Origin of the sequence: Corynebacterium sp. UMB10321, assembly GCF_030228725.1 — a bacterium.
Taxonomy (GTDB): Bacteria; Actinomycetota; Actinomycetes; order Mycobacteriales; family Mycobacteriaceae; genus Corynebacterium; species Corynebacterium pseudogenitalium.
On sequence record NZ_JASOZC010000001.1, the window covers coordinates 82,915 to 108,554 of the forward strand.

General features: G+C 64.6%; 26 protein-coding genes and 1 tRNA gene. 18 read left to right on the top strand and 9 right to left on the bottom strand.

Going from position 1 to position 25,640, the window contains the following annotated elements; translation table 11 throughout:
- The first annotated feature begins 49 nt into the window (after positions 1–49).
- The 3 genes from QP752_RS00355 to QP752_RS00365 all read left to right on the top strand — a co-directional run bounded on the left by QP752_RS00355 (position 50) and on the right by QP752_RS00365 (position 8,440).
- Complete coding sequence (locus QP752_RS00355; RefSeq protein ID WP_284803919.1) at positions 50–1,459, top strand: hypothetical protein; 1,410 nt, start codon at positions 50–52, stop codon at positions 1,457–1,459.
- Positions 1,460–1,817: 358 nt separating this feature from the next.
- A complete protein-coding gene (locus QP752_RS00360) occupies positions 1,818–6,767 on the top strand; it encodes a YPDG domain-containing protein (protein WP_284803920.1) in 4,950 nt (1,649 codons plus the stop codon).
- Positions 6,768–7,213: 446 nt separating this feature from the next.
- Positions 7,214–8,440: an IS1249 family transposase gene (locus QP752_RS00365; protein ID WP_284803922.1), complete on the top strand. Its 1,227-nt coding sequence runs from the start codon at positions 7,214–7,216 to the stop codon at positions 8,438–8,440.
- Between the two features lie 139 nt (positions 8,441–8,579).
- Here the strand turns inward: QP752_RS00365 and QP752_RS00370 are convergent.
- Positions 8,580–8,656, bottom strand: a tRNA-Pro gene (locus QP752_RS00370).
- Between the two features lie 50 nt (positions 8,657–8,706).
- The gene (locus QP752_RS00375; protein ID WP_284804314.1) at positions 8,707–9,555 is read right to left on the bottom strand and encodes a metallophosphoesterase; all 849 of its coding nucleotides are present in this window, start codon (positions 9,553–9,555) and stop codon (positions 8,707–8,709) included.
- A 92-nt stretch (positions 9,556–9,647) separates the two neighbouring features.
- Here QP752_RS00375 and QP752_RS00380 point away from each other — a divergent pair, with 92 nt between their 5' ends.
- A complete protein-coding gene (locus QP752_RS00380; protein ID WP_284803924.1) occupies positions 9,648–10,097 on the top strand; it encodes a GatB/YqeY domain-containing protein in 450 nt (149 codons plus the stop codon).
- A gap of 20 nt (positions 10,098–10,117) precedes the next feature.
- Here QP752_RS00380 and QP752_RS00385 read toward each other — a convergent pair whose 3' ends face one another.
- Positions 10,118–12,481, bottom strand: a complete 2,364-nt coding sequence (locus QP752_RS00385; protein ID WP_240492832.1) for a transglycosylase domain-containing protein — start codon at positions 12,479–12,481, stop codon at positions 10,118–10,120.
- A 185-nt stretch (positions 12,482–12,666) separates the two neighbouring features.
- On the opposite strand from QP752_RS00385, the gene QP752_RS00390 reads away from it, so the two are divergent.
- The 4 genes from QP752_RS00390 (at position 12,667) to QP752_RS00405 (ending at position 14,556) form a co-directional block, all read left to right on the top strand.
- On the top strand, positions 12,667–13,023 hold the full coding sequence (locus QP752_RS00390; RefSeq protein ID WP_083290794.1) for a WhiB family transcriptional regulator: 357 nt from the start codon (positions 12,667–12,669) through the stop codon (positions 13,021–13,023).
- Between the two features lie 21 nt (positions 13,024–13,044).
- Positions 13,045–13,200 (top strand): DUF4177 domain-containing protein, encoded by a 156-nt coding sequence (locus QP752_RS00395; protein WP_145945277.1) that lies wholly within the window; start codon positions 13,045–13,047, stop codon positions 13,198–13,200.
- Positions 13,201–13,203: 3 nt separating this feature from the next.
- A complete protein-coding gene (locus QP752_RS00400) occupies positions 13,204–13,668 on the top strand; it encodes a RidA family protein (protein WP_070363257.1) in 465 nt (154 codons plus the stop codon).
- A gap of 78 nt (positions 13,669–13,746) precedes the next feature.
- On the top strand, positions 13,747–14,556 hold the full coding sequence (locus tag QP752_RS00405; protein ID WP_284803929.1) for an MBL fold metallo-hydrolase: 810 nt from the start codon (positions 13,747–13,749) through the stop codon (positions 14,554–14,556).
- Between the two features lie 371 nt (positions 14,557–14,927).
- On the opposite strand, the gene glxR is transcribed toward QP752_RS00405, so the two are convergent.
- Positions 14,928–15,611 carry a CRP-like cAMP-activated global transcriptional regulator GlxR gene (glxR, locus tag QP752_RS00410; RefSeq protein WP_070363256.1) on the bottom strand — a complete coding sequence of 228 codons (684 nt, stop codon included), beginning with the start codon at positions 15,609–15,611 and terminating at the stop codon, positions 14,928–14,930.
- A gap of 222 nt (positions 15,612–15,833) precedes the next feature.
- Between glxR and nth the strand changes: the two genes are divergently transcribed.
- From nth to QP752_RS00425, 3 genes are read left to right on the top strand one after another with little or no spacing between them, the layout of a single operon-like run.
- Complete coding sequence (gene nth / locus QP752_RS00415; RefSeq protein ID WP_252931727.1) at positions 15,834–16,607, top strand: endonuclease III; 774 nt, start codon at positions 15,834–15,836, stop codon at positions 16,605–16,607.
- Positions 16,604–17,158 carry a TlpA disulfide reductase family protein gene (locus tag QP752_RS00420; RefSeq protein ID WP_256008218.1) on the top strand — a complete coding sequence of 185 codons (555 nt, stop codon included), beginning with the start codon at positions 16,604–16,606 and terminating at the stop codon, positions 17,156–17,158. The genes nth and QP752_RS00420 overlap by 4 nt, the downstream gene beginning before the upstream one ends.
- On the top strand, positions 17,158–18,339 hold the full coding sequence (locus QP752_RS00425) for a MarP family serine protease (RefSeq protein WP_256008217.1): 1,182 nt from the start codon (positions 17,158–17,160) through the stop codon (positions 18,337–18,339). The genes QP752_RS00420 and QP752_RS00425 overlap by 1 nt, the downstream gene beginning before the upstream one ends.
- Here QP752_RS00425 and QP752_RS00430 read toward each other — a convergent pair whose 3' ends face one another.
- From QP752_RS00430 to QP752_RS00440, 3 genes are all read right to left on the bottom strand, one after another.
- Entirely contained in the window at positions 18,340–18,966 is a 627-nt protein-coding gene (locus QP752_RS00430) for an alpha/beta fold hydrolase (protein WP_284803933.1), read from the bottom strand. It abuts the gene before it with no gap.
- A 3-nt stretch (positions 18,967–18,969) separates the two neighbouring features.
- Positions 18,970–19,482, bottom strand: a complete 513-nt coding sequence (locus tag QP752_RS00435; protein ID WP_070363251.1) for a phage holin family protein — start codon at positions 19,480–19,482, stop codon at positions 18,970–18,972.
- A gap of 81 nt (positions 19,483–19,563) precedes the next feature.
- Complete coding sequence (locus tag QP752_RS00440; protein ID WP_284803936.1) at positions 19,564–20,370, bottom strand: HAD family phosphatase; 807 nt, start codon at positions 20,368–20,370, stop codon at positions 19,564–19,566.
- 153 nt (positions 20,371–20,523) lie between these two features.
- Here QP752_RS00440 and QP752_RS00445 point away from each other — a divergent pair, with 153 nt between their 5' ends.
- The 7 genes from QP752_RS00445 to QP752_RS00475 are packed head-to-tail and all read left to right on the top strand — an operon-like array spanning position 20,524 to position 24,729.
- Positions 20,524–21,504, top strand: coding sequence for a hypothetical protein (locus tag QP752_RS00445; RefSeq protein ID WP_284803938.1), 981 nt, complete (start codon positions 20,524–20,526; stop codon positions 21,502–21,504).
- Positions 21,504–22,592 (top strand): TadA family conjugal transfer-associated ATPase, encoded by a 1,089-nt coding sequence (locus QP752_RS00450; protein ID WP_284803940.1) that lies wholly within the window; start codon positions 21,504–21,506, stop codon positions 22,590–22,592. Before QP752_RS00445 ends, QP752_RS00450 begins: the two co-directional genes overlap by 1 nt.
- On the top strand, positions 22,589–23,338 hold the full coding sequence (locus tag QP752_RS00455) for a type II secretion system F family protein (protein ID WP_284803942.1): 750 nt from the start codon (positions 22,589–22,591) through the stop codon (positions 23,336–23,338). The genes QP752_RS00450 and QP752_RS00455 overlap by 4 nt, the downstream gene beginning before the upstream one ends.
- A complete protein-coding gene (locus QP752_RS00460) occupies positions 23,335–23,889 on the top strand; it encodes a type II secretion system F family protein (protein ID WP_284803944.1) in 555 nt (184 codons plus the stop codon). Before QP752_RS00455 ends, QP752_RS00460 begins: the two co-directional genes overlap by 4 nt.
- A gap of 34 nt (positions 23,890–23,923) precedes the next feature.
- Positions 23,924–24,136 carry a DUF4244 domain-containing protein gene (locus tag QP752_RS00465; protein ID WP_070363246.1) on the top strand — a complete coding sequence of 71 codons (213 nt, stop codon included), beginning with the start codon at positions 23,924–23,926 and terminating at the stop codon, positions 24,134–24,136.
- Positions 24,137–24,139: 3 nt separating this feature from the next.
- The gene (locus tag QP752_RS00470) at positions 24,140–24,403 is read left to right on the top strand and encodes a hypothetical protein (protein ID WP_070363245.1); all 264 of its coding nucleotides are present in this window, start codon (positions 24,140–24,142) and stop codon (positions 24,401–24,403) included.
- A 2-nt stretch (positions 24,404–24,405) separates the two neighbouring features.
- On the top strand, positions 24,406–24,729 hold the full coding sequence (locus QP752_RS00475) for an Rv3654c family TadE-like protein (RefSeq protein WP_070363244.1): 324 nt from the start codon (positions 24,406–24,408) through the stop codon (positions 24,727–24,729).
- A 56-nt stretch (positions 24,730–24,785) separates the two neighbouring features.
- Here the strand turns inward: QP752_RS00475 and QP752_RS00480 are convergent, their stop codons facing one another.
- Entirely contained in the window at positions 24,786–25,112 is a 327-nt protein-coding gene (locus QP752_RS00480) for a type II toxin-antitoxin system HicB family antitoxin (protein ID WP_070363243.1), read from the bottom strand.
- Positions 25,113–25,117: 5 nt separating this feature from the next.
- The gene (locus QP752_RS00485; RefSeq protein ID WP_240492752.1) at positions 25,118–25,462 is read right to left on the bottom strand and encodes a hypothetical protein; all 345 of its coding nucleotides are present in this window, start codon (positions 25,460–25,462) and stop codon (positions 25,118–25,120) included.
- Between the last annotated feature and the right edge of the window lie 178 nt (positions 25,463–25,640).

The window sequence follows — 25,640 nt, forward strand, 5'->3', positions numbered from 1 at the left end:
CGGTGTGCCTTCCAGCATTCATGCAGTTGCAGGGGTTACATTGTGCACCATGAAGTGGCGCGTGTTGTGTGTGTTGTTGGTGTGTATTGTTGCGGCGTTCCTGCCGTTGAGCCCGGTGAGTACTTGGATGTCCACGCAGGGGGATGCCAGCGCGCCGCAGTTGCCGTCGGATCAGGGCAACCCGAACGAGGCGCGCCGCGCGGCGGGGGAGGCCAACACGCAGGCGGGCTTTCTCACGCAGGGCACCAAAGAGCTTGTCGACGGCACCTCCCAACTCACCGGCGGCGCCGACGAACTCGTCGCCGCGATCTCCCAGGCGCAGGCTGGTGCGCAGGAGTTGTCGGCCGGGATGGTGCAGCTACAGGCGGCGACGGGCCAGCTCGGGGGTGGCGCGACGGAGGTCGCGGACGCGATTGGCCAGGTTGTTGAGCAGGCCACGGCCTTCGATGCAGTGCGTGGCCAGGTCACCGCTGCCATCGACCGCGCCCTCGTATCGACGAAGGCCTCCAAGGACCCGGACGTCATCGCCGCACGCGAGCAGCTTCAACAACTGAAGGTCCAGGCGGACAATGCCCAGTTGCCGCCGGAGGTTGTCGCCCAGATGAACAAGCTGCGCGACGGCTCCCGCGAGGTAGCCAACCAGCTAGCGGTGCCGGGCTACGCCTACCACGACGGCGTCTACACGGCCACGAACGGCGCCCAGCAGCTGGCGAGTGGACTGACTCAGCTCAATAACGAGGCGCAGGGCGCGGTCGGCGGTATTGCACAGCTTGATGAGGGTGTCGCAAAGATTGACCACATGGCGAACCTGACCGCCGACCAGATTCGCGCGGTGCGTGGCGCGCTCCCGGCGCCGGCGGCGGCCCAGGCGGGCGTGGAGGGCGCAGCGCAGGAGCCGCAGGAGTCCTCGCTGGCCCCGGTCGCGGCGATGCTGGTCGCGGCACTCGTGGGGTTGGGCGGCGTCGGCGTCGCCGCGGCGGCGTGGCTGTCCCGCACGAGGCGCTGGCTGGCGCTGGCGCTAGGCGTCGTGCTCCTGGCGGTCGCCGGTTGGACCCTTGTGTTTATCCTCGGCCACAACTTGAGCCCGGCGACCCTGGGAATCGCGGCTCTCGCGCTGCTGTGCGGCGCAGCTGCCTCTACCGGAGTGACGACCGCGCTTGCGGCACTGTTTGGTCGCGGATGGGGGAGCCTGGTTGCGGCAATCCTGATAATTCTTCAGATGGGGGTAGTCGGGTGGGTTTGGAAAGCCGCCGCAGCTGCCCCTGTTAGTGGGGTCCTCGAGGCGCTTTCTTCGGCGATGCCGATGCACTGGCTGGCCGCGTCGCTCTCGAGCGCGGGCAATAACGGTTCTGCGCAGGCACTATGGATTGGTATCGCTATGAGCGCGCTCGTCGCGGCGGTCGGGCTGCTGGGCGGAGTACCGCAGCGACGTGACGTTGCGGTTCACGTGGAGGAATAATCCGAGCACACGGACATGGTTCCTACTTTCGGATGGGTTTGTGTTAATCTAGCGATGCTCATTTCAAGTAATAGGGGCTTGGATTGAGTGGTCTCCTTTCGCCCATTGTGGGCAAGAAAGGGGTTAGGGATGGGGAAGGCCCCGTCGGCTTCGGCTGGCGGGGCCTTCACTTATTGCCACTTATGCAACGTTAAGAGTGTACGAAGCGCACAGCCCGAATTACGCTGTTACTGACAAATCGTTGTGAAAAGTGAAGGGCAGCCACATGCAAGGCACATTTCCGGGCGCGGGGCGTCGGAAAGTACGTGTTGGAGTTACCGTAACGTCTGCGATAGCGCTCGCGTTGGGGAGCGCGGCTGTGGTTGTACCTTCCCCTGCTGCATATGCGCAGGAGAACTTGGCGTACACCGGTGCGGTGATCGGCGCTGAGCAGCAGGCGAAGTCAGAGGGGCTGGGCGATGATGCCTGCCGAGTGGTGCTGGAGAAGGACGATGTCGGCAAGGACGTTGCGGGTTTCAGGTTTGACGCGCTCAACCCTGGCGAGTACTCCGAGAGTGCAACTGAGTTCGGCATCCAGCTGCACTTCAACGCGGACAAGCAGCGCACCTTCACGGATACAGGGTTTAGCGACAGCGGGCCTGTTCCAGTCGAAGCTGGCGAGCTAGGCGTTGTCCCCGCGGGTGAGAAGCTCGATGGCGGTAACCCGTTCACGGTGAACAACACTGCTGAGCCCGCCGAGATTACCGCTTCCCGAGTTCAGCGCAACTTGAACGGCGCGTTCCCCTTCACGGAACAGTTCCAGCAACAAGCCGTGAGTCCGGAAGGGCTCACCTTTGCGTGGAAAGGGGCTTACACAAAGGAAGACTCTGACCACAGGTTTTTCAAAAGCCAAAACTTCCAAGCTGACGCGAACGCAAACCCTTGGCCGAGCGAGACCGACGATTGCGTCCCCCTCAAACTTGATTGGGAGCACATTTCGAAGGCCGTGATCAAGCCGGGGGAGAAGGTCAAGATCGCCTCTGCTGGCGGGATGTTCACGGAACGTGACCTGAGCCGCCTGCGTATCCAGGTCGCGGACGGCAGCGGCAAGGTGCTCGAGCACGTCACCATCACTCGTGACGGCTCCGACTTCTTCCTTACCTGGCCGAAGTTCGCCGACGACGCCGAGCTCGACGGCCTCCAGGGCCTCACGTTTACCGCGGTTGCGCTGCCGCGCAGCGTCGAGGAGCTCGAGGCTATCGCTCAGAACCACGCGTACGAAGATACAAGGGTTGGGGTGACGGACAGCTCCATTGCGCTGCCACGCTACAACACCGCCAACGAGCTCAGCTCGCACGCGATCAGCGTCGACGACACGCTCTACCACGATCCGCAGTTCACCAGGTCTGAGGTCACCATCACCTCCGGGATCTCAAAGGATGCGATTGTCTTCGAGGAGCTTCCCGACGCAAACGGGCACACCCTCGCCGACCTGAGGGAGAAGTTCGACGCCACCATCACCCTCGACGAGAGCCTCGTCTACGACGGCTGGACCGCCAAGTTCGCCGACGAGGAAAAGGGCGACTACAGGGTGATCATGACGGCGCCGGAGGGCGTCGATAAGCCGACCCCTGGGACGTTTGCGCAGCCTGTGGTGCATGTTCGTTACTCGAACGGCTCCAAGGACGCCATCCCGCTGCTCGTTGTCGTCGAGCCGAATCACACGCAGCAGACCAACCTCGAGTACCCCGCGGAGCCAGTGCGGGGCGCCCAAAACACAACACTTACCGCCAAGGCGAGCCTGACACGGGTGCTGGGCAAGGGGGACGTCATCAAGCCGAAGAAATTCGAGCTTATCGACGCCCCCTCCGACAAAGACGGCTGGAACGTCACAGTCGATAAGGAAGGCACCGTCACCGCGAAGGCGAAGGCAACCGTGCCGAACTTCACCACCATCAAACCCGTGGTGAAGGCGACCTACCCGGACGGTACGACCGACGAAGCTCCGGTGTCCTTCCAGGTGTTCTCGGACGTGAAGGTGCCGTCATATGGCTCGGCCTCGGGTGAGGCGGCAGACCGCGTGACGCTCACGCCGACCGTGCCGAAGGTTGGCCTCGGCGGCAACGCGCACGACGAAACACCGAACCGCTACACCTTCCCTAACGGCTCCCAGCAGTACAAAGTCGGCGACTGGAACGTCACTCTCGACGCCACCACCGGCGAGCTGACCGTCACCATCCCGGACACCGCGCTGCCGGGCGCCTACATCACGGTGCCGGTGCGTACCCACTACGCCAGCGGCGCCGTGCCGCAGGAAACCACCGCCACCATCAACGTGATCGGCGACGGTACGGGCACCGACGTTGCGAACTACCCGCAGAGCTTCACCAAGCCCGGGCTGCCGGTCTCCTCGATGATCAGCACCCTGCTGGCGGACCCGGTGAAGGCGAAGTACAGCCTGCCGGAGCAACTCCCGGACGGCTGGACGTTCGACGTGTCGAAGGAGGGCGTGGTCACGGCCACTCCGCCGAAGGACGCGCGGCCCGGTGACCAGGCGATCATCGACATCCACGTCCGCTACCCGGACGGCTCCGAGGCGGACGTCCCGGCGGCGTTCACCGTCGTCGGCGACGACAAGGGCATGAACAACCCGCGGTACCAAACCAAGTCGGGCAAGCCGGGCACCACGGTCACGAGCAAGCTGGACACTGGAAGCGTCCGGGACATTTCGGAACCGAAGTTCGCACTGATCACGGACCCGAAGGACAAGCACTACATCGCTCCGCCGCGTAACCTCCGGTGGGAGCAGGTCAAGATCGACCCGAAGACGGGCACCATCACCACCCCGGTCAGCGAGCGCGCCGTACCGGGCAGCTCCGCGGACATCCCGGTGCGCGTGACCTATAAGGACGGCACGACCGCCATCATCGTCGCCACCGTGGTCGTCCTCGGTGAGCAGCGCGCCGTCTACGAGCCGCGATACGAGCAGCAGGAGGCGAAGCCGGGCGTCGACAAGCGATCTGAGATCACCGAGCCCACCCGCATCCCTGCCCGCGACCTCGCGGAAAAGACGCCGTTCAGCGTGCCTGCGAGCCTCGACGGCTGGAAGCTGCGCGTCGACGACGCTGGCGTGGTCACCGCGACCCCGCCGAAGGATGCCGAGTCGGGTAACCACCTCAACGTCCCCGTCACCGTTACCTACCAGGACGGCTCGAAAGACGTGGTCACCGCGGCGTTCGTCGTGGTCAGGGAGCCCGCGCCTGACGTCTCCTTCGACATCAACACCGAGTACGAAGTCATCGTGCCGTTTGAGACACAGATCGTCTTCGACCCCACACTCGACGTAGGCACGCAGGTCGTCGACGCCGAACACCCCGGCGTGCTCGGCACCGACAAAGTGACCACGACCAGGACCATCACGAACTCCGAGGTGGTCAGCACACGCATCGAGCAGACGCGCATCGCGGACCCGCAGGATCGCATCGTGCGCGTCGGCACGAAGGAAACACCGGGCGTCACGCCGGAAATCCACTGGTCTGAAGAGACGCCGTACCGCGTCATCATCCGGGAAGACCCGACGCTCGAAGCCGGCACCCACAAGGTCGCACAGCGCGGCAAGGTGGGCAGGATCTCCTACAAAATTATCGACGGCATCGCGCAGAAACCGCAGGTCGTCGACGCTGAGGACCAGGTCATTTTGGTCGGCACCAAGAAGGAATCCAAGCAGACAGAGCTACGCGAGACCATCCACACCCCCGTGCCGTTCGAGACCGAAATCCGCCAGGTAGACAGCCTGCCCGCTGGCGTGGTCAAGACCATCCAGGAAGGCTCCTACGGCCAAACCATCACGGAGAAGACCTGGCAGCTTGTCGACGGCCACGTCGTCGGCAACCCCGTCGAACACACCACCACGACCAAGACCCCGGTCAAGCGCATCATCGAGGTCGGCGTCGGCCACATCGTGCCAACCTACGGCAAGGTCGTCCAGGAACCGGGCGTAACCGATGAGGTCCCTCTCCACGAAGGCTCCAAGGTGCCTTCTGACGCTACCTTCGAAATCGACCCCGAGTGGAAGCCAACCATCCCGGGCTGGACCGCCACCGTCGACGAGCACGGCCGCGTCTTCTCGACGCCGCCAGCCGATGCCAAGCCCGGCGACTCCATCCTCATCCCCGTCAAGGTCACCTACACCGACGGAGCCATCCTGGTAGTCCCGGCGTTCGCGGCCATCAAGGAAACCGACGAATCCCCGCACGTCAGCTACGCCTCCGCCTCCGTCCTTCCCGGCGAGACGAGTACTCAGCCTGCAACCAACGCCACCGACGGCAACCGCTACTCGGTACCCGACCGGGTCAATGGCTGGAAGGTGAGCGTCGACGAGCACGGCACCGTTACCGCGACCGCGCCGAAGTCCGCCACCCCAGGTGCCTGGATCCGCGTCCCTGTCACCGTCACCCCAGCCCACGGCGAGGCCTACACCACCCAGGCCGTCTTCACCGTGGCCAACGTGCCGACCGGGCCAGTTGAACCTACTTCTTCCGCGACTGCTGCGCCGGAGCCGTCCCCGACTGCCACTCCGACTGCTCCTTCTGTACCTATCGCGCCAGCACCGTCGTACCCGCCGGCCATCACCGCGCCGGGCGTGCCGACGTCCATCAAGATCAGCGGCCACACCGACGGCAACACCTACAAGCTCGGCGCCCTGCCGACCGGGTGGCGGGCCTCCGTGTCCGCCTCGGGAGATCTGCTGGTCACCCCACCCGCCTCCGCCGAAGTCGGTGAGAAGGTTGACATCCCCGTCACCGTCACCACAGCCACGGGCGCAACATACGAGGTGAAGACTGTCGTGGGGGTCATCGCGAAGGGTGGCACTACCACGAGTCCGACCACGCCTGCGCCGACCACATCTACTCCCACTCCAGCCGATTCATCTGCCGACGGCTTCAAGCGCTGCATGGCCAACATGTTCGCGCTCAACAGCCCGATCCTCTGGCTGCTGCCAATCGGGCTCGCCGCCGCAGTTGGCATTGGCGTTGCGAACACGATGCAGCCACAGATCAACGCCGCTCTTGGGCAGTTCAACGACTCCCTGCGCCACGTAGGCCACGGGTTCGAGGGCCAGATTGCCGCCATTAACAGGCAGTTCGGCGTCGACGCCCGTCAGCTGCAGCCCGTTGCTATCGCGCTTGGAGCCATCGCAGTCGGCGGCCTGGCGATCTCCCTGATCGCGCAGGCATGCCAGCCCGAGGGCTTTGACCGTGGCATGACCGTCCTCGGTTCCTCCAAAGATGGTGAGCCAGTGCCAAAGGACGCATCTTCCGAAAAGTAGGCCTTTTGGGACCTGCGAGTTTAGACGTCTAATCCAAATGGTGTTGCGTCCTTTGGCACTCGCCCCGGTTGGGGTGACACCAAATTCCTGTACGAGGTTTTCGTGACCTGGGCTTTTCCGGATCTGCGTGGGAAAACCGGGAATTTGGTGTCTAGCCCGTTCGTCGTGACACCAAATTCCCACCCTGCCCCTTGGCGACCTGGGGAAACGCCGACGGTGCTCCCCAAAAAACAAGGAATGTGGTGCGCGGGTCCCAAGCCCACCTGAGCAACGCGAAACCCCGGGTTAAGCGACAAAATGTGTGCTTTTTTGGATATGGATTCCAGGTCCTGCCTGGGCCTACGGCGGGACAGTGCTCGTTGAATCGGGATTCCCTGCCGTAGACCGGAAGGTCCACCACTTCAGGCGTTGGATGTGCTATGACAGCAGACTGTTAAACCAGCTGCATGCCAACTCAACACAGAAAGAGAAAACACAACAGGCCCCTATGCCCGGCATGCGAACACACCGCCACAAAAATGGGCACCACATCCAGCGGAAAACAGCGATGGCGCTGCACAGACTGCGGGCACACCTTCACCAATCCCAACACAGCCAAGACCAGCGCATATCGGTTTGCCATCTTCATTGACTGGATCACCAACCAGCGTCCCCTCGACGCTGTCGCTGCTGCGCACAACGTCTCCAGGCGCACACTCATCCGCTGGTTCACCTACTTTTGGTTCATCATCGTCCCGTGCAAACCGGACCCGTACCGCGTCTACGACCAGCTTTTTATTGATGGCACCTACTTCCACAAAAAATGCCTGCTTGTCGCTGCAACCAGCGAGCACGTCGTCGCCTGGCACTGGTGCACACGAGAAACCGCCTACGACTACGCCAAACTCTTCGACATGATCGCCGAACCCCTCGTCGTGACCACAGACGGCTCCGGTGGCGCCCACAAAGCCATCAAACAATGCTGGCCAAACGCCTCCATTCAACGCTGCCTCGTCCACGTACGCCGCGACACCATCAAAGACACCACACGCCAACCCACAATCGCCGCACACAAAGCACTCCTTCGCCTCGGCAACCAGCTGACCCACATCACCACCCGTGACCAGGCAATCACCTGGGTACTTCGCCTCAACCGCTTCCATGACCTCTACGGTGACTGGCTCAAACAACGCACCTATCGCAACCAAGTCGCCCCAGAAGAGATCCCAAAACGTATCCGCGACAACCAGCAATGGTGGTACACCCATCCCAGAGCCCGCAGAGCCTACCGCCGATTCGAGCGTCTCTACCAACAAGGCCACCTCTTCGTCTGGCTCAACCCACCACACCGCACCACGACCACGCTGAAGACCATCACAAACAGCCTGGAAGGCGGCATAAACGCACAACTAAAACACCTCGCCCGAGCCCACCGCGGCACATTTGACGAACACCAGCGAATCATCATGGACTGGTGGCTCTACCTGCACACCCAACACCACGATGACCCGCTGGCGCTAGCAATCGAGCAAGACTTCGGCCACGCAGGCTACGCACACGCCCGCCAGGCACACATGCGTGAACGCGACCAAGCCAACTCACCCGACGGCCGGCCGAAAGTCTACGACACCGGCATCGACACCGACTTCAACCCCTCCTGGGCCATCCGACACGGCTGGGCAGGACGCTCATAACCCCAGCACAACACCCCACAACCCACCCATCCCAACCCCTGAAAAAGCACACAATTTGTCACTTAAGTCGACACGCCGAGAAAAGCACACATTTTGTCGCTTAACCCGAAACCCCGCCGCGAAAGCGGCGGGGTTTCATTGGTCGGGATAACAGGATTTGAACCTGCGACCTCTTCGTCCCGAACGAAGCGCGCTACCAAGCTGCGCCATATCCCGTGGGCACCTGGTTACTTTACTCCTGTGCCCGCGAAAAACAAAAGCCGTGGTCAGGGCCGCTCCGTGATGTGGAGGAGCGCTGCGGATGGCGGGCAGAAGATCCGTACGGGGGCGTACTTGGAGGTGCCCAGCCCGTTGGAGACTTCCATCCACATGCGGCCGAAGCGGTGGAGGCCGGAGGCGCGCTCGCGGTCGATGTCGGCGTTGGTGACGATGGCGCGCTCGCCAGGTAGGCAGATCTGGCCGCCGTGGGTGTGGCCGGACAGCGCCAGTTGGTAGCCGTCGCGCTCGAAGGCGTCGAGGACTTCCTGGTAGGGGGCGTGGAGGAGCGCGATGGCGAGGTCCGCGTCGGCGTTGGGGGCGCCGGCGATGGTGGAGTAGTCGTGAAGGTTGTGGTGTGGGTCGTCGACGCCTGCGAGGGCGAGGCGGACGTCGTTAATTTTGAACTCGAGCCTGCGGTGTGTGGCGTCGTGCCAGCCGTGCTCCTGGAATGCGGCGCGCATGCCTTCCCAGGGGAGGTCGACGTAGGAGGGCTCGCGCTTCGTGCCGAGGAGGTATTTGAAGGGGTTGATGGGGCGGGGTGCCCAGTAGTCGTTGGTGCCGAAGACGAAGGCGCCCGGGATGTCGAGGAGCGGGCCGAGGGCCTGGAAGACCCAAGGCACGCCCTTGGGGTCGGAGAGGTTGTCGCCGGTGTTGATCACCAGGTCGGGTCGGAGTTCGGCGAGGCTGGAGACCCAGGCGACTTTTGCGCGTTGGCCTGGGATCATGTGGAGGTCGCTGACGTGGAGGATGTCGAAGGAGTCCCGCCCGTTGAGGGTGCCGGGTGGGAGGAGGGGGAGGGTGTATTCCTTCAGTCGGTAGTTGTTGAGTTGGCTCACGCCGTACGCGGCGGTGGCCATGCCGGTCGCAGCGATGACGCCGGCGGCACGCGTGAGGCGTTTGAGGGAAGTATTCACGCGTCCTAGCGTACAGATGGACTACGCTTTCCCACATGAGTGAATTGAAAGCACAGCTGCGCGCAGACTTGAAGGCTTCGATGAAGGCGAAGGAGAAGGAGCGCACCGGCACCATCCGCATGTTGCTGGCCGCCATCCAGACCGCTGAGACCGAGGGTACGAAGCACGAGGTGGATGATGCGGAGATCCTGAAGATCATTGCCCGCGAGGTGAAGAAGCGCCGCGAGTCCGCGGAGATTTACGCCACGAACGGCCGCCAAGAGCTTGCCGACGCCGAACTCCACGAAGCCGAAATCCTCGAGGCATACCAGCCCGCCCAGCTCACGGACGAGGAGGTTGACGCCCTGGTGGAGGAGGCCGTCGCCGAGGTCGGCGCCGAGTCCATGGCGCAGATGGGGCAGGTCATGAAGGCTGCGAACGCGAAAGCCGCCGGCCGTGTTGACGGCAAGCGGCTTTCCACGGTGGTCAAGGCCCGCCTGAGTTAGGGATGAACTAGGAACCAGCCTTATTGGAAGACGTTCGTGAGCGCATCGCGGGCGTCGTTCAGCGATTGCTGGATGCCGTCGAAGTCGACGGCGGGGGCCTGCGTGCTCGTTGGTGGCGGGGTGGACGCCGACGGTGACGCGGTGGGGGAGGCGGCGCTGCCGTCGGACACGTTGAGGGTCACCATGGTGCCCTGCGTGAGCGCCGGGTTGGCGGGGATCGCTGCGATGACGTTGCCGGCGGGCGCCCCGTTGCCGAAGACGGTTTGGGTGGTCACGTTGAACCCTTGCGCCTGGAGCTGCTGCTTCGCGGTGGCGGCCGGGAGGCCGACGACGGCGTCGAGCGCCGACTGCTTCGTGCCCCGCGTGTAGGTCGCGTTCGTTGGTGGTAGGCCGGCGGCCGCGGCGCCTGGGACGCCGTGGGCGGCTTGGAACCAGGTGCGCGCGGCCTCGTTGCCGCCGAACAGGTTGCCTGCGGAGCATTGGCGAACCGGGCCGGTGCACAGCGGGGTGGTCTGGGTGCCGTCATTGAAGATGTATGGCGCGCCGGCCATCCCGCGGGTGAACCCGAGGAACGCGGAGGACTGGTGGGACTCCGTGGTGCCGGTCTTGGCAGCGACGGGTGCGGTCCACCGGGAGGCGGCGGCTGCGTCCTTGGCGGTGCCGTCGATAGTGTCGTGTGACATGCCGAGGGCGAGCGCGCCGGCGATGTCCGGGTCAATGACCTGCTCGCACGGCGGGCGCTGGATGAACACTTCCTGCCCGTGCTTATCCACGACGCTCTTGATCGGGTTCGGCTCGCACCAGCGGCCGCCGGCGGCGAGGGTGGCGCCCACGTTGGACAGCTCGAGCGGGTTCACGGCCGTGGGGCCGAGGACGAAGGAGCCCATGTTCTCTTCCTTCGCGGCTTGGGCGACGGAGCGGCCGTCGCCAAACGTATTGGGTTCGGTGTAGGAGCGAAGGCCCAGGCGCACCGCCATATCCACTGTTGGGGTGACGCCGACGCTCTGGATGAGCTCTATGAACGAGGTGTTCGGGGACTGAGCCAGGGCGTCGCGCAGCGTCATCTGCGGCGGGTAGACGCCGGCGTTCTCCACGCAGTAGGCGCCCGGCGGGCAGCCGGCGGCGCCGCCCTTGCCCATGCCGTAGACCACGGAGCGCGCCGGGGTGTTCAGCATGGAGTCGAGGCCGTAGCCCTGCTCGAGCGCTGCAGCCGCCGTGAAAATCTTGAACACGGAACCGGCGCCATTGCCCACCATGGAGGTCGGCTGCGGCATGATCGTCTGGTGCTTCTCCAGCTCGAGGCCGTAGTAGCGCGAGGATGCCATCGCGAGGATGTCGCGGGAGTCCGCGCCGGGCCGGATCACGTTGAGGACCTCGGCCACGCCGTGGGTGGCTGGGTTGACGTTGTTACGCACCGCCTGCACCGTCGAGGCCTGCACCGCCGGGTCGAGGGTGGTGGTGATGGTGTAGGAGCCGCGCTCGATCTCGTCGAGGCTTAAGCCTTTGCTCTCCAGGTACTGCAGGGCGTAGTCGCACATAAAGCCTGCGTCACCGGCGGTGATGCAGCCGTCCGGCAAACCCTTCGGCTTGTCCACCACGCCCAGTGGGGTCGCCGCGTAGCGGTCCGCTTCCGCCTGCGTGAGGTGGCCTTCGTTCACCATGTTCTGCAGCACGGTGTTGCGGCGCTGCGTCGCGCCCTCCGGGTTCGTGTACGGGTTCAGGTACTCCACGGACTGCAGCAGCCCCACCAGCAGCGCCGCCTGCGGCGGGTTCAGTTCAGCGGCCGGGATGTCGAAATAGATGCGGGCTGCGGCCTCGATGCCGTAGGCGTGGTTTCCGAAGGAAACTAGGTTGAGGTAGCGGGTGAGGATCTCGTCCTTCGTCAGCGTCTTGTCCAGGTCGGATGCCATGCGCATTTCGCGCAGCTTCCTCGGGATCGACTGCTCGGTCGCCGCCTGCGCCTCCTCGTCGTTACCTGCCTCCACCAGCCACAGGTAGTTCTTCACGTACTGCTGATTAATTGTCGACGCCCCCTGCTCGACACCACCCGCCAGCACATTGGTCACCATGGCCCTCGCGAAGCCCTGCATATCAACGCCGTCGTGCATATAAAAGCGTCGATCCTCTGTGGAAACCAGCGCATGTTTTACATGCGCTGAAATTTTTTCGCTTGGAACCTCGTATCTACGCTGTTTGTATAACCACGCAATGGGGGTGCCGTTGACGTCCGTAACGGTCGTGACACCGGGGACATCGCCGTGTGTCAGGTCGAGCAGATTCGACTGCATTGTATTCGCGGTGCGCGCAATCGCGAGGCCCGTCAGGCCTGCGACCGGCGCCAAACACAGGGCAATCGCCAGCGCAACGGCGCAAAGGCCGAGCAAAAGGTTTCCAAAGGAACGAAGTGCACTCACACCGTTACCTTAAATGAAACGCGGGGGAGAGTGAATAGGACGCCCCCACCTTTCGTGTGATGCATTTTACAAGCTGCATACCCTGTGAATACACTTACAAGCGCTTAATGGGTCTAAGTATTATACTTTGCCTCCGCTTGAAAGGAGACCGATTCATGACTGCCACTCTTGGAACCGCGACTTGCGAGGACACCCGCGCCATTCCGCGCCGCGTGAACTCTGCTGGGGATCTTGTGTTTGACCGTGGGGAGTGGATTACGCGTGCAATCTGTCGCACAGGTGACCCAGACGCTCTCTTCGTGCAAGGTGCCGAGCAGCGCAAGGCCGCAGAAATTTGTCGACGCTGCCCCGTCCAACTCGAGTGCCTCGCCGAGGCCCTCGAAAACCGGGTCGAGTTCGGCGTGTGGGGCGGCCTGACCGAGCGTCAGCGCCGCGCCGTCCTGCGCAAGAACCCACAGGTCAACGACTGGGGCGAGCACCTCGTCGCCGGCCGCGAGATTATCGGCCTCTAGAATTCGTCTAGGGTAGTGGCCATGACGAAATGGGAATACGCAACGGTTCCGTTGCTCACACACGCCACGAAGCAAATCCTGGACTCCTGGGGCGAGGACGGCTGGGAACTGGTCACCGTCACCCCAGGGCCGACGCCGGACAGCGTCGTCGCTTACATGAAGCGCCCGCTGGAGTAGGCCATGGCACACACTGATTGGGCCGCGCGCCTTACCGAACTCGGCATCACCCTGCCCGCCGTCGCCGCGCCCGTCGCGGCCTACGTTCCCGCGGTGCAGACCGGCAACCACGTGCACACCTCCGGGCAGCTCCCATTTATCGACGGCACCCTGCCCGCCACCGGCAAAGTCGGCGCGGACGTCTCCGCCGAGGACGCCTACGGCTACGCCCGGCAGGCCGCCCTCAACGCGTTAGCTGCCGTCGATAATTTGGTGGGCCTCGAGCGCATCAAGCGCGTGGTGAAAGTCGTGGGCTTCGTCGCCTCCGACCCGGCCTTCACCGGCCAGCCCGGCGTGATCAACGGCGCCTCCGACGTCATCGGCGACATTTTTGGCGACGCCGGCGCCCACGCCCGCTCCGCCGTCGGCGTTGCCGTGCTGCCGCTCGACAGCCCAGTCGAAGTGGAGCTCGTCGTCGAGCTGCAGTGATACCGCGCGGTGCCCCTAAGCGGGGGAATCGCGTTGTTTCGCAGCAAATTCCGCGCGCAAGGCGGTAGGGTGGGTGGCATGCAGCATCCCGCTTATAGTCAGTTGCGTCCTGTAACGGCATCCGTCGCGGTCGTTCTTGCGCCCAATCCAAGCTACGCGGCGCTCGAAGGCACAAACTCCTGGGTTGTGCGCGACCCTGAAGACGAATGCAGCATCGTCGTCGACCCGGGCCCAGAAGACGAAGGCCACCTCAACGTCCTGCAGTCTAAAGCGGACAAGGTTGCCCTCATCCTCCTGACTCACCGCCACCACGACCACGCCGACGGCGCCCGCCGCTTCTCGCAGCTCACCGGCGCCCCAATCCGTGCTCTTGACGCCCGCTACACCCACGGCGCCGAGCCACTCACCGATGGCGAAATCATCTCCATCGAAGGCGTCTCCCCCAAGATCCAGGTCGTGGCGACTCCCGGCCACACCGCGGACTCTACCTGCTTCTTCGTCTACACCCACGACGTCGAAGATGACCAGCTCGAAGGCATCATTACCGGCGATACCATCGCCGGCCGCCACACCACCATGATCTCCGAAACCGACGGCGACCTGGCCCAATACCTAGAAACGCTGTCCATGCTGGAGCGCCGCGGTAAGAACATCCCGCTGCTCCCAGGCCACGGCCCCGACGCCCCGGACCTCTCCGCGTTCGCCCGCAAGTACATCGACCGCCGCGAGCAGCGCCTCGACCAAATCCGTGAGGCCCTGAAGAAGTACGGCGAGGACGTAGACATCAACACCCTTGTCGACGCCATCTACGACGACGTCGACCCAGTCCTCCGTGGCGCCGCGGAACAGTCCACGCGCGTCGCCCTGCGTTACCTGAAGGAACACTAGTTCCTGGCGTTTCGAGTTCTAGAGCCCTAGTTGCCTTAGTCGTGGATGCTGGCAGCTAGGGCTTTTGTGTTGCCTTTGGTGCTTGGCTCAATCCGCTCGGCACCAGATTCCTTGTTTTTGGCGGACGGATTTGCAAAAGCCCAGGTCGCCGAAGCCTGGTGTGGGAATTTGGTGCGCGCCGGGCCCTCGCAGTGCCAAGGGACGCAACCCAAAAGAAACTAGACATTCAAAAAGCCTGGTAGAAAAAGGCCTACCTAAAAGAAGGTGCGTCCTTTGGCACTGACGGTGAAGGGGAACTTCACAAGTGCGGCAGAAAACCCCCGGGGAAGGCCCGGGGGGCTCACAAAACAGGCAAAAACTAGAAAAGCAGCCTACCGCGCGCGGCGGGCGAGGTGCTCCGTGTTCACGATGACCACGGACTTGCCTTCGAGGCGGATCCAGTCGCGGTGGGCGAAGGTTGCCAGGGCTTTGTTGACGGTCTCGCGGGAGGCGCCAACAAGCTGGGCGATTTCTTCCTGGGTGAGGTCGTGGTTCACGCGCAGGACGCCGCCTTCCTGGGTGCCGAACCGGTTGGCCAGCTGGAGGAGGGTTTTGGCAACGCGGCCGGGAACGTCGGTGAAGATGAGGTCGGCGAGGGACGCGTTGGTGCGGCGGAGGCGGCGGGCCAGGACGCGGAGGAGCTGCTGGGAGATTTCTGGGTGGTTGTCGATCCACTTCTTCAGCAGCGTGGAGTCCATGGTGGCCGCGGTGACTTCGGTGACGCACACTGCGGAGGAGGTGCGTGGTCCTGGGTCGAAGATGGACAGTTCGCCGAACATGTCGGAGGGGCCCATGACGGAGAGGAGGTTTTCGCGTCCGTCGGGGGCGTGGCGGGCGAGTTTCACTTTGCCGCTGATGATGATGTAGAGGCGGTTGCCGGGTTCACCTTCGTCGAAAATGGTGGTGCCGCGGTTGAAGGTGACTGTTTCCATGTCTTGGATCAGTGCTGCGACGGCCGCGGGATCCACGCCTTGAAATATGCCCGCGCGGGCGAGAATTTCGTGTGCGCCTTCCATGAATCCTCCTTGTGGACGGGTGTGACAGTCCGTGTCGGTTGTCACGTTAGCTCTTGAAGTGTGCGTGAGTCACACCACATTGGAACTGTACCACTAGTCGACGACTGCGGACTCTAAGTGTTCCATTCCTATGGTGAACAACCCGAGAATGAGGGGAATCGCGACGACTAAGAGTACTGCCATGCGTCCATCGTATCGCTTACCCCGTTAAGGTGAGAAAGCATGTCTGGTTCGTTGACGCCGCAGCAGCGGCGGGTCCCTGGTAAGCATCCGGTGTTGAAGGGGGAGGAGTCACCGTTGGCGCGGAAGCGTCGCGCGCGGAGGATTAATCGTACGCTGGCGAAAGCGTTCCCTGATGCCCATGCGGAGTTGGATTTTTCGAGCCCGCTGGAGCTGCTGGTGGCGACGGTGTTGTCGGCGCAGACGACGGATGTGCGGGTGAATCAGGTCACCCCCGCGCTGTTCCGGGCGTACCCGACGGCGGCGGATTACGCGGCGGCGTCGCAGGCGGAGGTGGAGGAGATCATTCGCCCGACGGGTTTCTTCCGTGCGAAGGCTGCGAACTTGATTGGGTTGGGGCAGAAGTTGGTGTCGGATTTTGGGGGTGAGGTGCCGGTCGCGTTGGAGGACCTGGTCAGCTTGCCGGGGGTGGGGCGCAAGACGGCGCACGTTGTGCGGGGGAATGCGTTTGGGAGGCCGGGGCTGACCGTCGATACGCATTTTCAGCGTTTGATGCACAGGCTGAAGCTTATCGACGCCTCCTTAGGCTCAAATGCGGTGAAGATTGAGCATGCTGTGGCGGAGTTGATTGAGCCTTCGGAGTGGACGATGTTTTCGCATCGGATCATTTTTGAGGGCCGGAGGGTGTGTCATGCCAAGTCGCCGGCGTGTGGTGTCTGCCCTATCGCGTACGATTGTCCCAGCTTTGGTCTGGAGGGTCCGACGGATCCTGCTGAGGCGGCGAAACGTGTCAAGGGCGAGATGGAGCAGGTGTGAGCGCGAGTAGGTCGGTGGTTGCGAGCGTCGCTGCGATTGTGGTGGTGTCGGCGCTGGTGGTTGGGGGTGCGTGGCAGTTGTTGCGCCCTGGGGAACCGGCGCAGCCGGGTAACCAGCCCGCCACGACGGCGCAGGTGGCGCAGCGCCCGGATTGCCCGGGCCCGACTGTGGCCGGCGTCGCGTTGCCGTGTTTGGGTGGGGAGTCGGGCCAGGAGTCGGAGTCGGGCTTGACGGTGGTGAACGTGTGGGCGTGGTGGTGCGAGCCGTGCCGCGCGGAGTTGCCGTTGTTTGACGCGCTGGCGGAGGCGCACCCGGACGTGCGCGTGGTGGGTGTGCATGCGGATGGTAACGCTGCGAATGGGGCGGCGTTGTTGGGGGATCTGGGTGTCGATGTGCCGAGTTACCAGGACAGTGAGAATGCGTTCGCGGGCGCGTTGGGGCTGCCTGCGGTGGTGCCGTTGACGTTGGTGTTGCGCGATGGGCGGCAGGTTGGGTTGTTCCCGAAGGAGTTCGGCTCGCTGGAGGAGCTTGAGGAAGCGGTGGGGCTCTAGTGCTTATCGACGTCCTCATCCTCATCATCGTGCTCGCCGCCTGTGTGAGCGGTTGGCGTCGCGGTGCGTTTTCGGCGGTGCTGTCGGCCCTGGGGATCGTGGCTGGCCTGACGCTCGCGGTGGTGGGGGTGCCGCCGTTGATTCAGCGCGCGGACGCGCAGTGGGTGCGCGTGGCGGTGCTGATTGTGGTGGTTGTGCTGGTGGTCTGCCTGGGGTCCTTCGCGGGATCGACGGTGGGTGACTGGGTGCATGACCGGTTCCGACGGAAGGCGGCGCAGCGTCTCGATTCGCTGTTCGGTGCCCTGTTCCAGGGGGCCGTGGCGGTGGCGTTGGTGTGGTGCGTGTGTATGCCGTTGGCGGCGTCGTTGCCGGGGGCGTGGGCGAAGCACTTGCAGAGCTCGCGGGTGCTCACGCAGATTGATGCCGCGATGCCGGCGGCGGGCAAGCAGTTGCCGTCGCAGGTGGCGGCAGTGCTGGCGGATTCGGGTCTGCCGCCGCTGATTTCCCCGTTTGCCTCGGATGGGCACGCGGAGGTCGACGCCCCGGACCCGTCGGTTGCGCGCCCCGAGCTTGTCGACGCCGTCCGCGCCTCCGTGGTGCACGTGATGGGGGACGCGGAGTCCTGCAGTCGGCGGCTGATGGGCTCCGGATTCGTGATCGAGGACGGTTACGTGCTCACCAACGCGCACGTGGTGGCGGGTACGGAGACGGTGTCCCTGGACACGGTGCTTGGGGTGAAGAAGGCAAAAGTGGTCTTCTACGACTCGGAGGCGGACATCGCGGTGCTGCACGCGGAGGCGCTGGGGATCGCGCCGCTGCGCTGGGCCGAGGGCACGCTGCGCACCGGCGACAGCGCCCTGGTGATGGGTTTCCCGGAGTCCGGCCCGTTTGAAGCGATGCCGGTGCGGGTGCGCAACCAAGTCAGCCTGTCTGGCCCCGATATTTACGCGAAGCGGCACGTGCAACGCCAGGTGTATACGATCCGCGGCAATATCCGTCAGGGCAACTCGGGTGGGCCGATGCTGACCCCGTCCGGCGCTGTCGCGGGCATGGTGTTTGGCGCCTCTGTGGACGCCACGGAGACCGGTTACGTGCTCACCGCGCAGCAGATCCTGGAGCGTACGGGCGAGATCGCTGGGCTGCGTGAGCAGGTTGGTACGGGGGCGTGCGTCGGGCGCTAGCTACATGCGGGCTTCGATGCGCGCGAGTTCCAGAATGTAGGGCAGCGCGTTGGTGATGTGGGTGCCGTCCCGGCGCAGGCGCAGGTGGTCAGCGGTGGCGTCCTCGGGCTGGTTGCGCAGCAGGTCGCGTAGCCACAGCTGGTCGAAGAGGGCCGGGACATGGCGGTAGAGCGCCGTCGGTACAAAGGCGGCTTTGCTGCCGGTCCATGGTGCTGAGGTGTGGCGCGTGACCAGGTGCGGGGACCGCTCCCGCAGCGTGTTCGTGATCACGGTGGAGGCGCCCGCGCTGATCACCTCCGCGGAGTCGTGGCCCAGCGTGTGGATCGCGCCCTTCAGGTCACCGGCGTGCAGCAGGAGGGCGTCGCCGCTGCGGCGCACCGGCTTGTCGGACAGGCCGCAGCCACGCAGGTCGAGGGCTGCAACGTGGTAGCCGGAATCGGCAAAGTCGGCGATGCGGTTGCGGTAGTCGTACCAGCCGCCGAACGCGCTGTGCAGCAGCAACAGCAGCGGATTCGTAGGGTCGCCTGCGACGGCCGCATGCAGACGCAACCCACGAGTGTGCAACCACTCGTGGGTGAAGGGACCAGGTAGGTCGATGGCCGAAGGGGACGTCGAAAAGTGTGGCACGCCCTAGTTCGAGCCCGTGTAGAGCCCCGAGCTGTCCTTGGCAAGGTTCTTCTGCGCCTGGCCTGGGCGCAGGTTCTTCAGCTCGTTGACGGAATCGATGGTCTTCTTCGGCGCGCGGATCTTCTTCAGGCTCTTTACGCCGACCAGCGCCAGAATGCCCGCCAGGGCGATCATGATGGCGAAGACAATCAGGAACGCCCAACCCCGGTGCATCCAGGAGGACAGCATCTCGGCGAACGCGAAGAAGAGGAAGAAGGAGGAGTACAGGGCGATAACACCCGCGACGCCCAGGAGGCCGCCGCCGACGGCGCCCTTCTTGGCCTCGCCGATGACCTCGGCCTTGGCCAGCTCAATCTCGCCGCGAACAAGCGTGGAAACCTGCTCGGAGGCGTTCGAAATCAACGTACCGATGGAGTCCTTGCCCGGGTGGGTGACATCGGTGTCGTGCAAAGGAATCGAGTTAACCTTTGCGGACACTGCGGACGTTCCACTGGTGTACAGACCTTCGTTGCTCACTGTATGTTCAACCTTCCTGCGATTATTGAATGCACTCAACCCTAGCAACCATTGATGGGATTTGTCGCACACGCTCAGGGCTTAGGCAGACTTATCTTTCTTGATGGCCTTCGCCAGCAGCGTCCCTGCCACGGCCAACGCGGTCACGCCCGCGATGACGGACGCCCCGATACCGACCTCTTTCGCGTTCGGCATCTGGATCAGCGGCTCCGGGTTCTTGAACGTCTGCACGTCCCAGCCCTCCGCCTGCGCGTGCTTGCGCAGCGCCCGGTCCGGGTTGACGGCGACGGGGTTGCCAACCAGCTCCAGCATGGGGATGTCGGTGGCGGAGTCGGAGTAGGCGTAGCTGCGATCCAGGTCGTAGCCGTGTTCGGCGACGAATTCGCGGATGGCTTCGGCCTTGGCGTCGCCTTTGAGGTAGCGGGTGATGCGGCCGGTGAGGGTGCCGTCGACAACCTCGACCTCACTGGCGACAATCATGTCGATGCCCAGCTCCTTCGCAATCGGCGCGACCAGGATATTTGCCGACGCCGAGATAATAATGACGTCGTGGCCGAGTTTGCGGTGCGCCTCGATGAGTTCGCGGGCCTCCGAGTAGATCGCCGGGGTGATCACGTTGTGCATGGTCTCGGTGGTCACAGCGGTGACGTCCTCGACGCTCCAGCCGGTGATCATGTTGGCCAGGTTGTCGCGGGTGGTGTCCATCTTTTCGCTGCTCTGCCCGATGAGCATGTAGGCGGCTTTGGTCAGGTAGAGGTCCAGCGCTTCCTGGCGCGTGATCATGCCGTTGTTCAGGAACTCTTTGCCGAACGCGAACACGGACGAGGTGGCGATGATCGTCTTATCCAGATCAAAAAACGCCGCTACCGGTGCCGAATTCGAAGCCATGAGGCACATTCTAACGCCACATACACGAACGCGTTGGGCTGTGCAGAATGTTATCCACAAATCAGGGTCGAGCGTTCAGGCAACAGGGGAGTTATCCACAGGCGCGTTCCAAACCGTTGTGGGGCGGTTGTGGCGTGGGTGATGCTCGAAGCCATGAGCACGCACAACATCACCATCGCCGTCAGCGACGCGGCGCTGCACCCCGAGGCCATGCACCTCGCGGCGGCAACAGGTATGCCCGTCACCGACCTCAGTAGCGCCGAGCCGGCGGAGGTCGCCCGCCGTTGTGAGCAGGCCTTCGCCATACTTATCGACGCCCACTTCGCCACCCACCTGCCACCCGCGGTACTGCGCCGCCCGAATTGTTTCGAGCTCGGCCAGCAGCGCGGCGCCTACGACGTCCCGGATCAGTCCGGACAGCTGCTGCGCGCGCTCGGGGCGCTGCGGACACCGAAGGAGCGGGGTCGGGTGATCGGCGTGGTGGGCGCGTCCGGCGGCGTGGGCGCCTCAACGTTTGCGGCGGCGTGCGCCAGGGCCGCGGCACCGTCGACCCTGGTTGATGGGCACGCGCACTCCGGCGGGCTGGACCTGCTGCTCGGTATCGAGGAGGAGATCGGCGCGCGGTGGGGCGAGATCGCGATCGGGGAGGGCGCGGTCGCCCGCGAGGACGTGCGCCGTGCGCTGCCCGCCACCCCGGACGGCGTGGCGGTGATGACGTGTAGCAGGGAGGCCTCCGGCGCTGGTTTCGGGGATGATGTGGAGGATCTTGAGGCGCTGGTGGAGGTGCTCGGCACCGGCGGGGTGACTGTGGTGGACGCTCCTTGTACGCAGCTGCCCGCCCGCGTTGATGTGGTGGTGATCCTGGTCGCGCCCCAGGTCAGGGCGGTGTCCGCGGCGGCGCAGCTGGTCGCCGAGTGCGAGCGCGCCGGGCTGCGGCACGTGCTGGTGGTCAGGGACATCGGGTGGGCCGGCATCGGGGTGGATGAGATAGCGGCGATTGCGGGCTCGCGGGTGGTGGCCACCATCGGCCAGGTCCGCGGGCTGACGAAGCGCGTTGAGCAGCGCGGCCTGCCGCAGCGGTTGCCTACTGGGCTTGCGAAGGCGGCGAAGGCTGTGCTCGAGGAGGTGGCCTAGTGGATCAGGACTTGTTACTACGCGTGCAACGCCGCATGGCCGACGAGCCCGGGGAGGTCGACGCCACCCGGCTTGCGGCGCTGATTCGCGAAGAGGCCGTCGTTATCAGTGACGTGGACGTGCTGGCGGCGATGCGCCAACTTCGCGACGACACCTCCGGCGCCGGGCCCCTGGAGCCGCTGCTCGTCGGTGGCGGGGTGACCGACATCTGCGTCAACGCCCCCGACCGCGTGTTCGTGGACCGCGGGCACGGCCTCGAGCGCAGTGAGATCCGCTTCGAGTCCGAGGAGTCCGTGCGCCGCCTGGCCACGCGCCTGGCGCTGCGCTGCGGGCGCCGCCTTGACGACGCCCAACCCTACTGCGACGGCCATTTCCGCAGGCCGGACGGCGCGCTTATCCGCTTCCACGCGGTGCTGGCACCCACGGCCGTGGCGGGCACGTGCCTGTCGCTGCGCGTGCTGCGCACCACCACCGCCACCCTCGACGAGCTGGTGGCCAGCGGCACGATGGATGAGGAGCGCGCCGAGATGCTCCGCGAGATCGTGCGTGCCCGGCGCGCCTTCGTCATCGTGGGCGGGACCGGGTCGGGCAAGACGACGTTGCTCTCCGCGATGCTCGCGGAGGTGGCCCCGCACGAGCGGATCCTGGCGATCGAGGACACCTTGGAGCTGACCCCGAACCACCCGCACGTGCTGAACCTGAATACGCGGGCGGTGAACACTGAGGGCGCCGGCCAAGTCACGATTGCGGACCTTGTCCGGCAGTCGCTGCGGATGCGCCCGGACCGGATCGTGGTGGGGGAGATCCGCGGGGCGGAGGTGACGGACCTGCTTGCAGCCCTGAACACTGGTCACGAGGGTGGCGCTGGCACCTTACACGCCAACGCGATTGAGGAGGTCCCGGCCCGGTTTGAGGCGCTCGCCGCGCTCGGCGGGATGGGGCGCGACGCCCTGCACGCGCAGCTCGCGCCGGCGCTGGACACGGTGATTGTGATGCAGCGCCGCCCCGACGGCCGCCGCGTCCTGCACCAGGTCGGCGCTCTGGAGGGCAACCCGGTGACCACGCGAGTGATTTGGCAGCGGCCATGACGTACCTGTTCGCATTCGCGGCCTGTGTGGCCTGGACGGGAGGGGTGCCCGCGCATCGGATTCGCCCGCGCGTGGTGTCGTGGGGGTGGGTGCCGCCGGTGGCGCTCGCGGTGGCGCTGCTGGTCATCGTGACGGATCGCGCGGCGGTGGTCATCGCTGCGGCGCTCGCCGGGGCGACGGCACTCTACGCCTACTCGCGACGCCGCGCCGGGCAGGTGCTGGTGCGGCGCCAAGAGGCGGCCTCGCAGTTCTTGGGGCACATCAGCGCCAGCTTGCAGGCAGGTTCCTCGCTTCTCGACGCCACGCTGCGCGCCACCGACCAACTCCCCGACACCACCCCCACCGACCTGCGTGCCGACGCCTCCCTGTTCTGCCACGTGCTACGCACCGGCGACGCCGCGGGGCTTCGCACCCCGGAGCTGTCCCGGGTGGAGGCGCTGTGGCGGGTCGGGGTGCAACGCGGCGTGCCGATCGCCTCCCTGGTCACCGCCGCCCGCGAGGAGATCGACGCTGCGCTGCGCCACCGCGCCGCCACCGCTGCGGCGCTGGCCGGGCCGAAGACGAGCGCGGTGGTGCTCTCCCTACTTCCGCTGGCAGGGATCGGGATGGGTGCTGCGATGGGGGCGCGCCCGCTGCACTTTTTGGCCGGCACCAACTTGGGCGGGGTGTTGCTCATCGTTGGCACTGCGCTGGTGGGGGCCGGTTTCTGTACGTCACAACACATCATTGAAAGGGCAACCCAATGAGTACGTTTGTTACCGCTTTGTGCGTCGCTGGCGCGATGGCCGTCGCCGGGCACAGCCCGCGCGGCAGAGTGGGCCGCGATGTGCCGCGTGCGCCGAAGACCCCGCGGGACGGGCCGTCGCCAAGCCCCGGCAGGAGCGCAACCGACATCCGGCTCTTCGCGGCGTGCTGCCGCGCCGGCCTGCCGGTTGCCGCCGCCGCGGGCGCAGTGGCCGACACCCACGGCGAGGACTCAAGCCCATGGCACACCGTGGCGGCGCTCAGCGCGCTCGGGGCCGACCCGGCACGCGCCTGGGCGGAGCTGCACACAGTGCCGGGCGGGGAGGAGCTCGCGCACCTGGTGGCCTTATCTAACGCCACGGGTGCAACCCTCGCCGCGGGTTGCGAGCGCATCGCGGTCAGCTTGACCGCAGACGCCGCCGACCACGCCACCGCCCGCGCCGAGCGCGCCGGGGTGCTCATCGCACTCCCGCTGACCGCCTTCTTCCTGCCGGCGTTCTTCGTCCTCGGCCTGGCGCCCGTGGTGGTCAGCCTCGGCCAAACCCTGTTTTAAAACACCAACAACTAATAAGGAGATAAAAATGTCTATGAATCTTGTTCACGCTGCCGCTGCCCGAATTATCACGCGTATGCAGGCGAAACTATCCAATGACGACGGGCTTTCGACCATCGAATACGCCTTTGGTACTTTGGCGGCCGCCGCCCTTGCCGGGGTGCTGTACATGGTGGTCACCAGCAACGGCGTCTCCGACGCCATCGAAGGCGTGATCACCGACGCGCTGACCAACAAGCCGGGCTAGCCCATGAACACCATCGAGGCAGCGCTCTCCCTGAGCGCCCTGGTGGTCGTCGCCGGTGTGATCGTGGCGGCGCTGGCCGCGATGGGCGCCTACATCTCGGCGGTGGACATCGCCGGGGCCGCAGCCCGCGCGCACGCCATCGGCCTGGACTACGACCCGCCCGCCGGGCGCGTGACCACCCAGGAACGCGGCGGCATGGTCACCGTGACCGCCCGCGTGCGCGGCATGGAGGCCACCGCCGTCTTCCCAACCGAGTTCGGAGGCTAGACATGCTTGGTCAACTCCGAAGCGACGAAGGCTCCGCATCTGTCACCACGGCGGGCATCATCGCCGCGGTGACCGCGCTGGCTCTTGCGGTTGCGGCGGTGGTTGCCGGGGTGGCGAACACCCATCGGGCGCGCGTCGCCGCCGACCTCGCAGCTGTCGCCGCGGCCACCGCCCTCTACCAAGGTGTCGAGGCCTGCTCCACCGCCAACGACACCGCCCAGGCCAACGGTGGAAGCGTCGACACGTGCGAGGTTGACGGGCCGGACGTGCAGGTCAGCGTGCGCGTCGGCCGGGCCGTGCAGAAGGCGCGCGCCGGGCCGGTCTAGCAGGTGAGTGGCGTCTCGTCGTGAGCATCTCAGTGCGCGTGTGGTCTGTGCGCCAGTTAGACGGACGCGAGTTTTTGATTGACTAGTGCGTTGAGAGAAATTCCCTCTGTTTTAGCGGCGATAACCAACCGCCGATGCAGCGACGGAGACGTGCGCACGTTGAACTTCCCCGAATAGTTACGACTCCCCAATGGCACGGGAACCACCTCGCCGGAGGCCTCCATGTCTTCGACAACCTCAGTCACAAGATCAATCAAACCGCGCTCGGCCTGGTGCCGATCTGCATCCAGCCAAGACAATGAGGGGAACTCAGCCACGGTCGCCACGTACTCCTGATCTTCTTCCGACCAGGAGACTTGATAGGTGTACTTATTGATGTCCATGCTGGCTACTCCGATTCACTCTTCTGCGTGCCTAGTTTCTCAATTGCTTCGAGAACCTGGTTCACTTGATATGGCTTGGCCTTGCCCTTCGCATTTTGAATATTGACACGAGGGTCACCCGGCCACGGGGTCTTGTAGGTTTGAACATCGATTATTTTATGAGGAAAAGCATATATCGGCGCGGGTAAGAAGCCCTTGAACTTATTTAGGTTTTGGTTCGCAATATTTGTCCCAGACGGCGCGATCCACAATTCTTCATTATTCCCGACATTCCTTGATGGACACGTACCCTTCCCGTTCGTCCCCGGGAAGGCATAGTGGCTGCTTTCCGAAATTCTCTCTTCGCTCATTGATGGAAAAAACAAATTGCGAAAACCGGGGAATGATCTGCGTCGATGGGAATGAATCTCTCAAGGCGTACGTGATATCCCAGCCCGCGTCATACCATTGAAATCTATCGAATTGGTCTTTCCAGCGCGGGCGCTGATGAAAGCTATCGGGTTTCTCGAGAAAATTATCCTGAAATTC

Coding starts and splice junctions, on each gene's coding strand:
- QP752_RS00355 (WP_284803919.1), top strand. CDS start 50: ATGAAGTGGCGCGTGTTGTGTGTGTTGTTGGTGTGTATTGTTGCGGCG.
- QP752_RS00365 (WP_284803922.1), top strand. CDS start 7,214: ATGCCAACTCAACACAGAAAGAGAAAACACAACAGGCCCCTATGCCCG.
- QP752_RS00375 (WP_284804314.1), bottom strand. CDS start 9,555: ATGGCCACCGCCGCGTACGGCGTGAGCCAACTCAACAACTACCGACTG.
- QP752_RS00380 (WP_284803924.1), top strand. CDS start 9,648: ATGAGTGAATTGAAAGCACAGCTGCGCGCAGACTTGAAGGCTTCGATG.
- QP752_RS00390 (WP_083290794.1), top strand. CDS start 12,667: ATGACTGCCACTCTTGGAACCGCGACTTGCGAGGACACCCGCGCCATT.
- QP752_RS00395 (WP_145945277.1), top strand. CDS start 13,045: ATGACGAAATGGGAATACGCAACGGTTCCGTTGCTCACACACGCCACG.
- QP752_RS00400 (WP_070363257.1), top strand. CDS start 13,204: ATGGCACACACTGATTGGGCCGCGCGCCTTACCGAACTCGGCATCACC.
- QP752_RS00405 (WP_284803929.1), top strand. CDS start 13,747: ATGCAGCATCCCGCTTATAGTCAGTTGCGTCCTGTAACGGCATCCGTC.
- glxR (WP_070363256.1), bottom strand. CDS start 15,611: ATGGAAGGCGCACACGAAATTCTCGCCCGCGCGGGCATATTTCAAGGC.
- nth (WP_252931727.1), top strand. CDS start 15,834: ATGTCTGGTTCGTTGACGCCGCAGCAGCGGCGGGTCCCTGGTAAGCAT.
- QP752_RS00440 (WP_284803936.1), bottom strand. CDS start 20,370: ATGGCTTCGAATTCGGCACCGGTAGCGGCGTTTTTTGATCTGGATAAG.
- QP752_RS00445 (WP_284803938.1), top strand. CDS start 20,524: ATGAGCACGCACAACATCACCATCGCCGTCAGCGACGCGGCGCTGCAC.
- QP752_RS00455 (WP_284803942.1), top strand. CDS start 22,589: ATGACGTACCTGTTCGCATTCGCGGCCTGTGTGGCCTGGACGGGAGGG.
- QP752_RS00460 (WP_284803944.1), top strand. CDS start 23,335: ATGAGTACGTTTGTTACCGCTTTGTGCGTCGCTGGCGCGATGGCCGTC.
- QP752_RS00465 (WP_070363246.1), top strand. CDS start 23,924: ATGAATCTTGTTCACGCTGCCGCTGCCCGAATTATCACGCGTATGCAG.
- QP752_RS00470 (WP_070363245.1), top strand. CDS start 24,140: ATGAACACCATCGAGGCAGCGCTCTCCCTGAGCGCCCTGGTGGTCGTC.
- QP752_RS00475 (WP_070363244.1), top strand. CDS start 24,406: ATGCTTGGTCAACTCCGAAGCGACGAAGGCTCCGCATCTGTCACCACG.
- QP752_RS00480 (WP_070363243.1), bottom strand. CDS start 25,112: ATGGACATCAATAAGTACACCTATCAAGTCTCCTGGTCGGAAGAAGAT.
- QP752_RS00485 (WP_240492752.1), bottom strand. CDS start 25,462: ATGAGCGAAGAGAGAATTTCGGAAAGCAGCCACTATGCCTTCCCGGGG.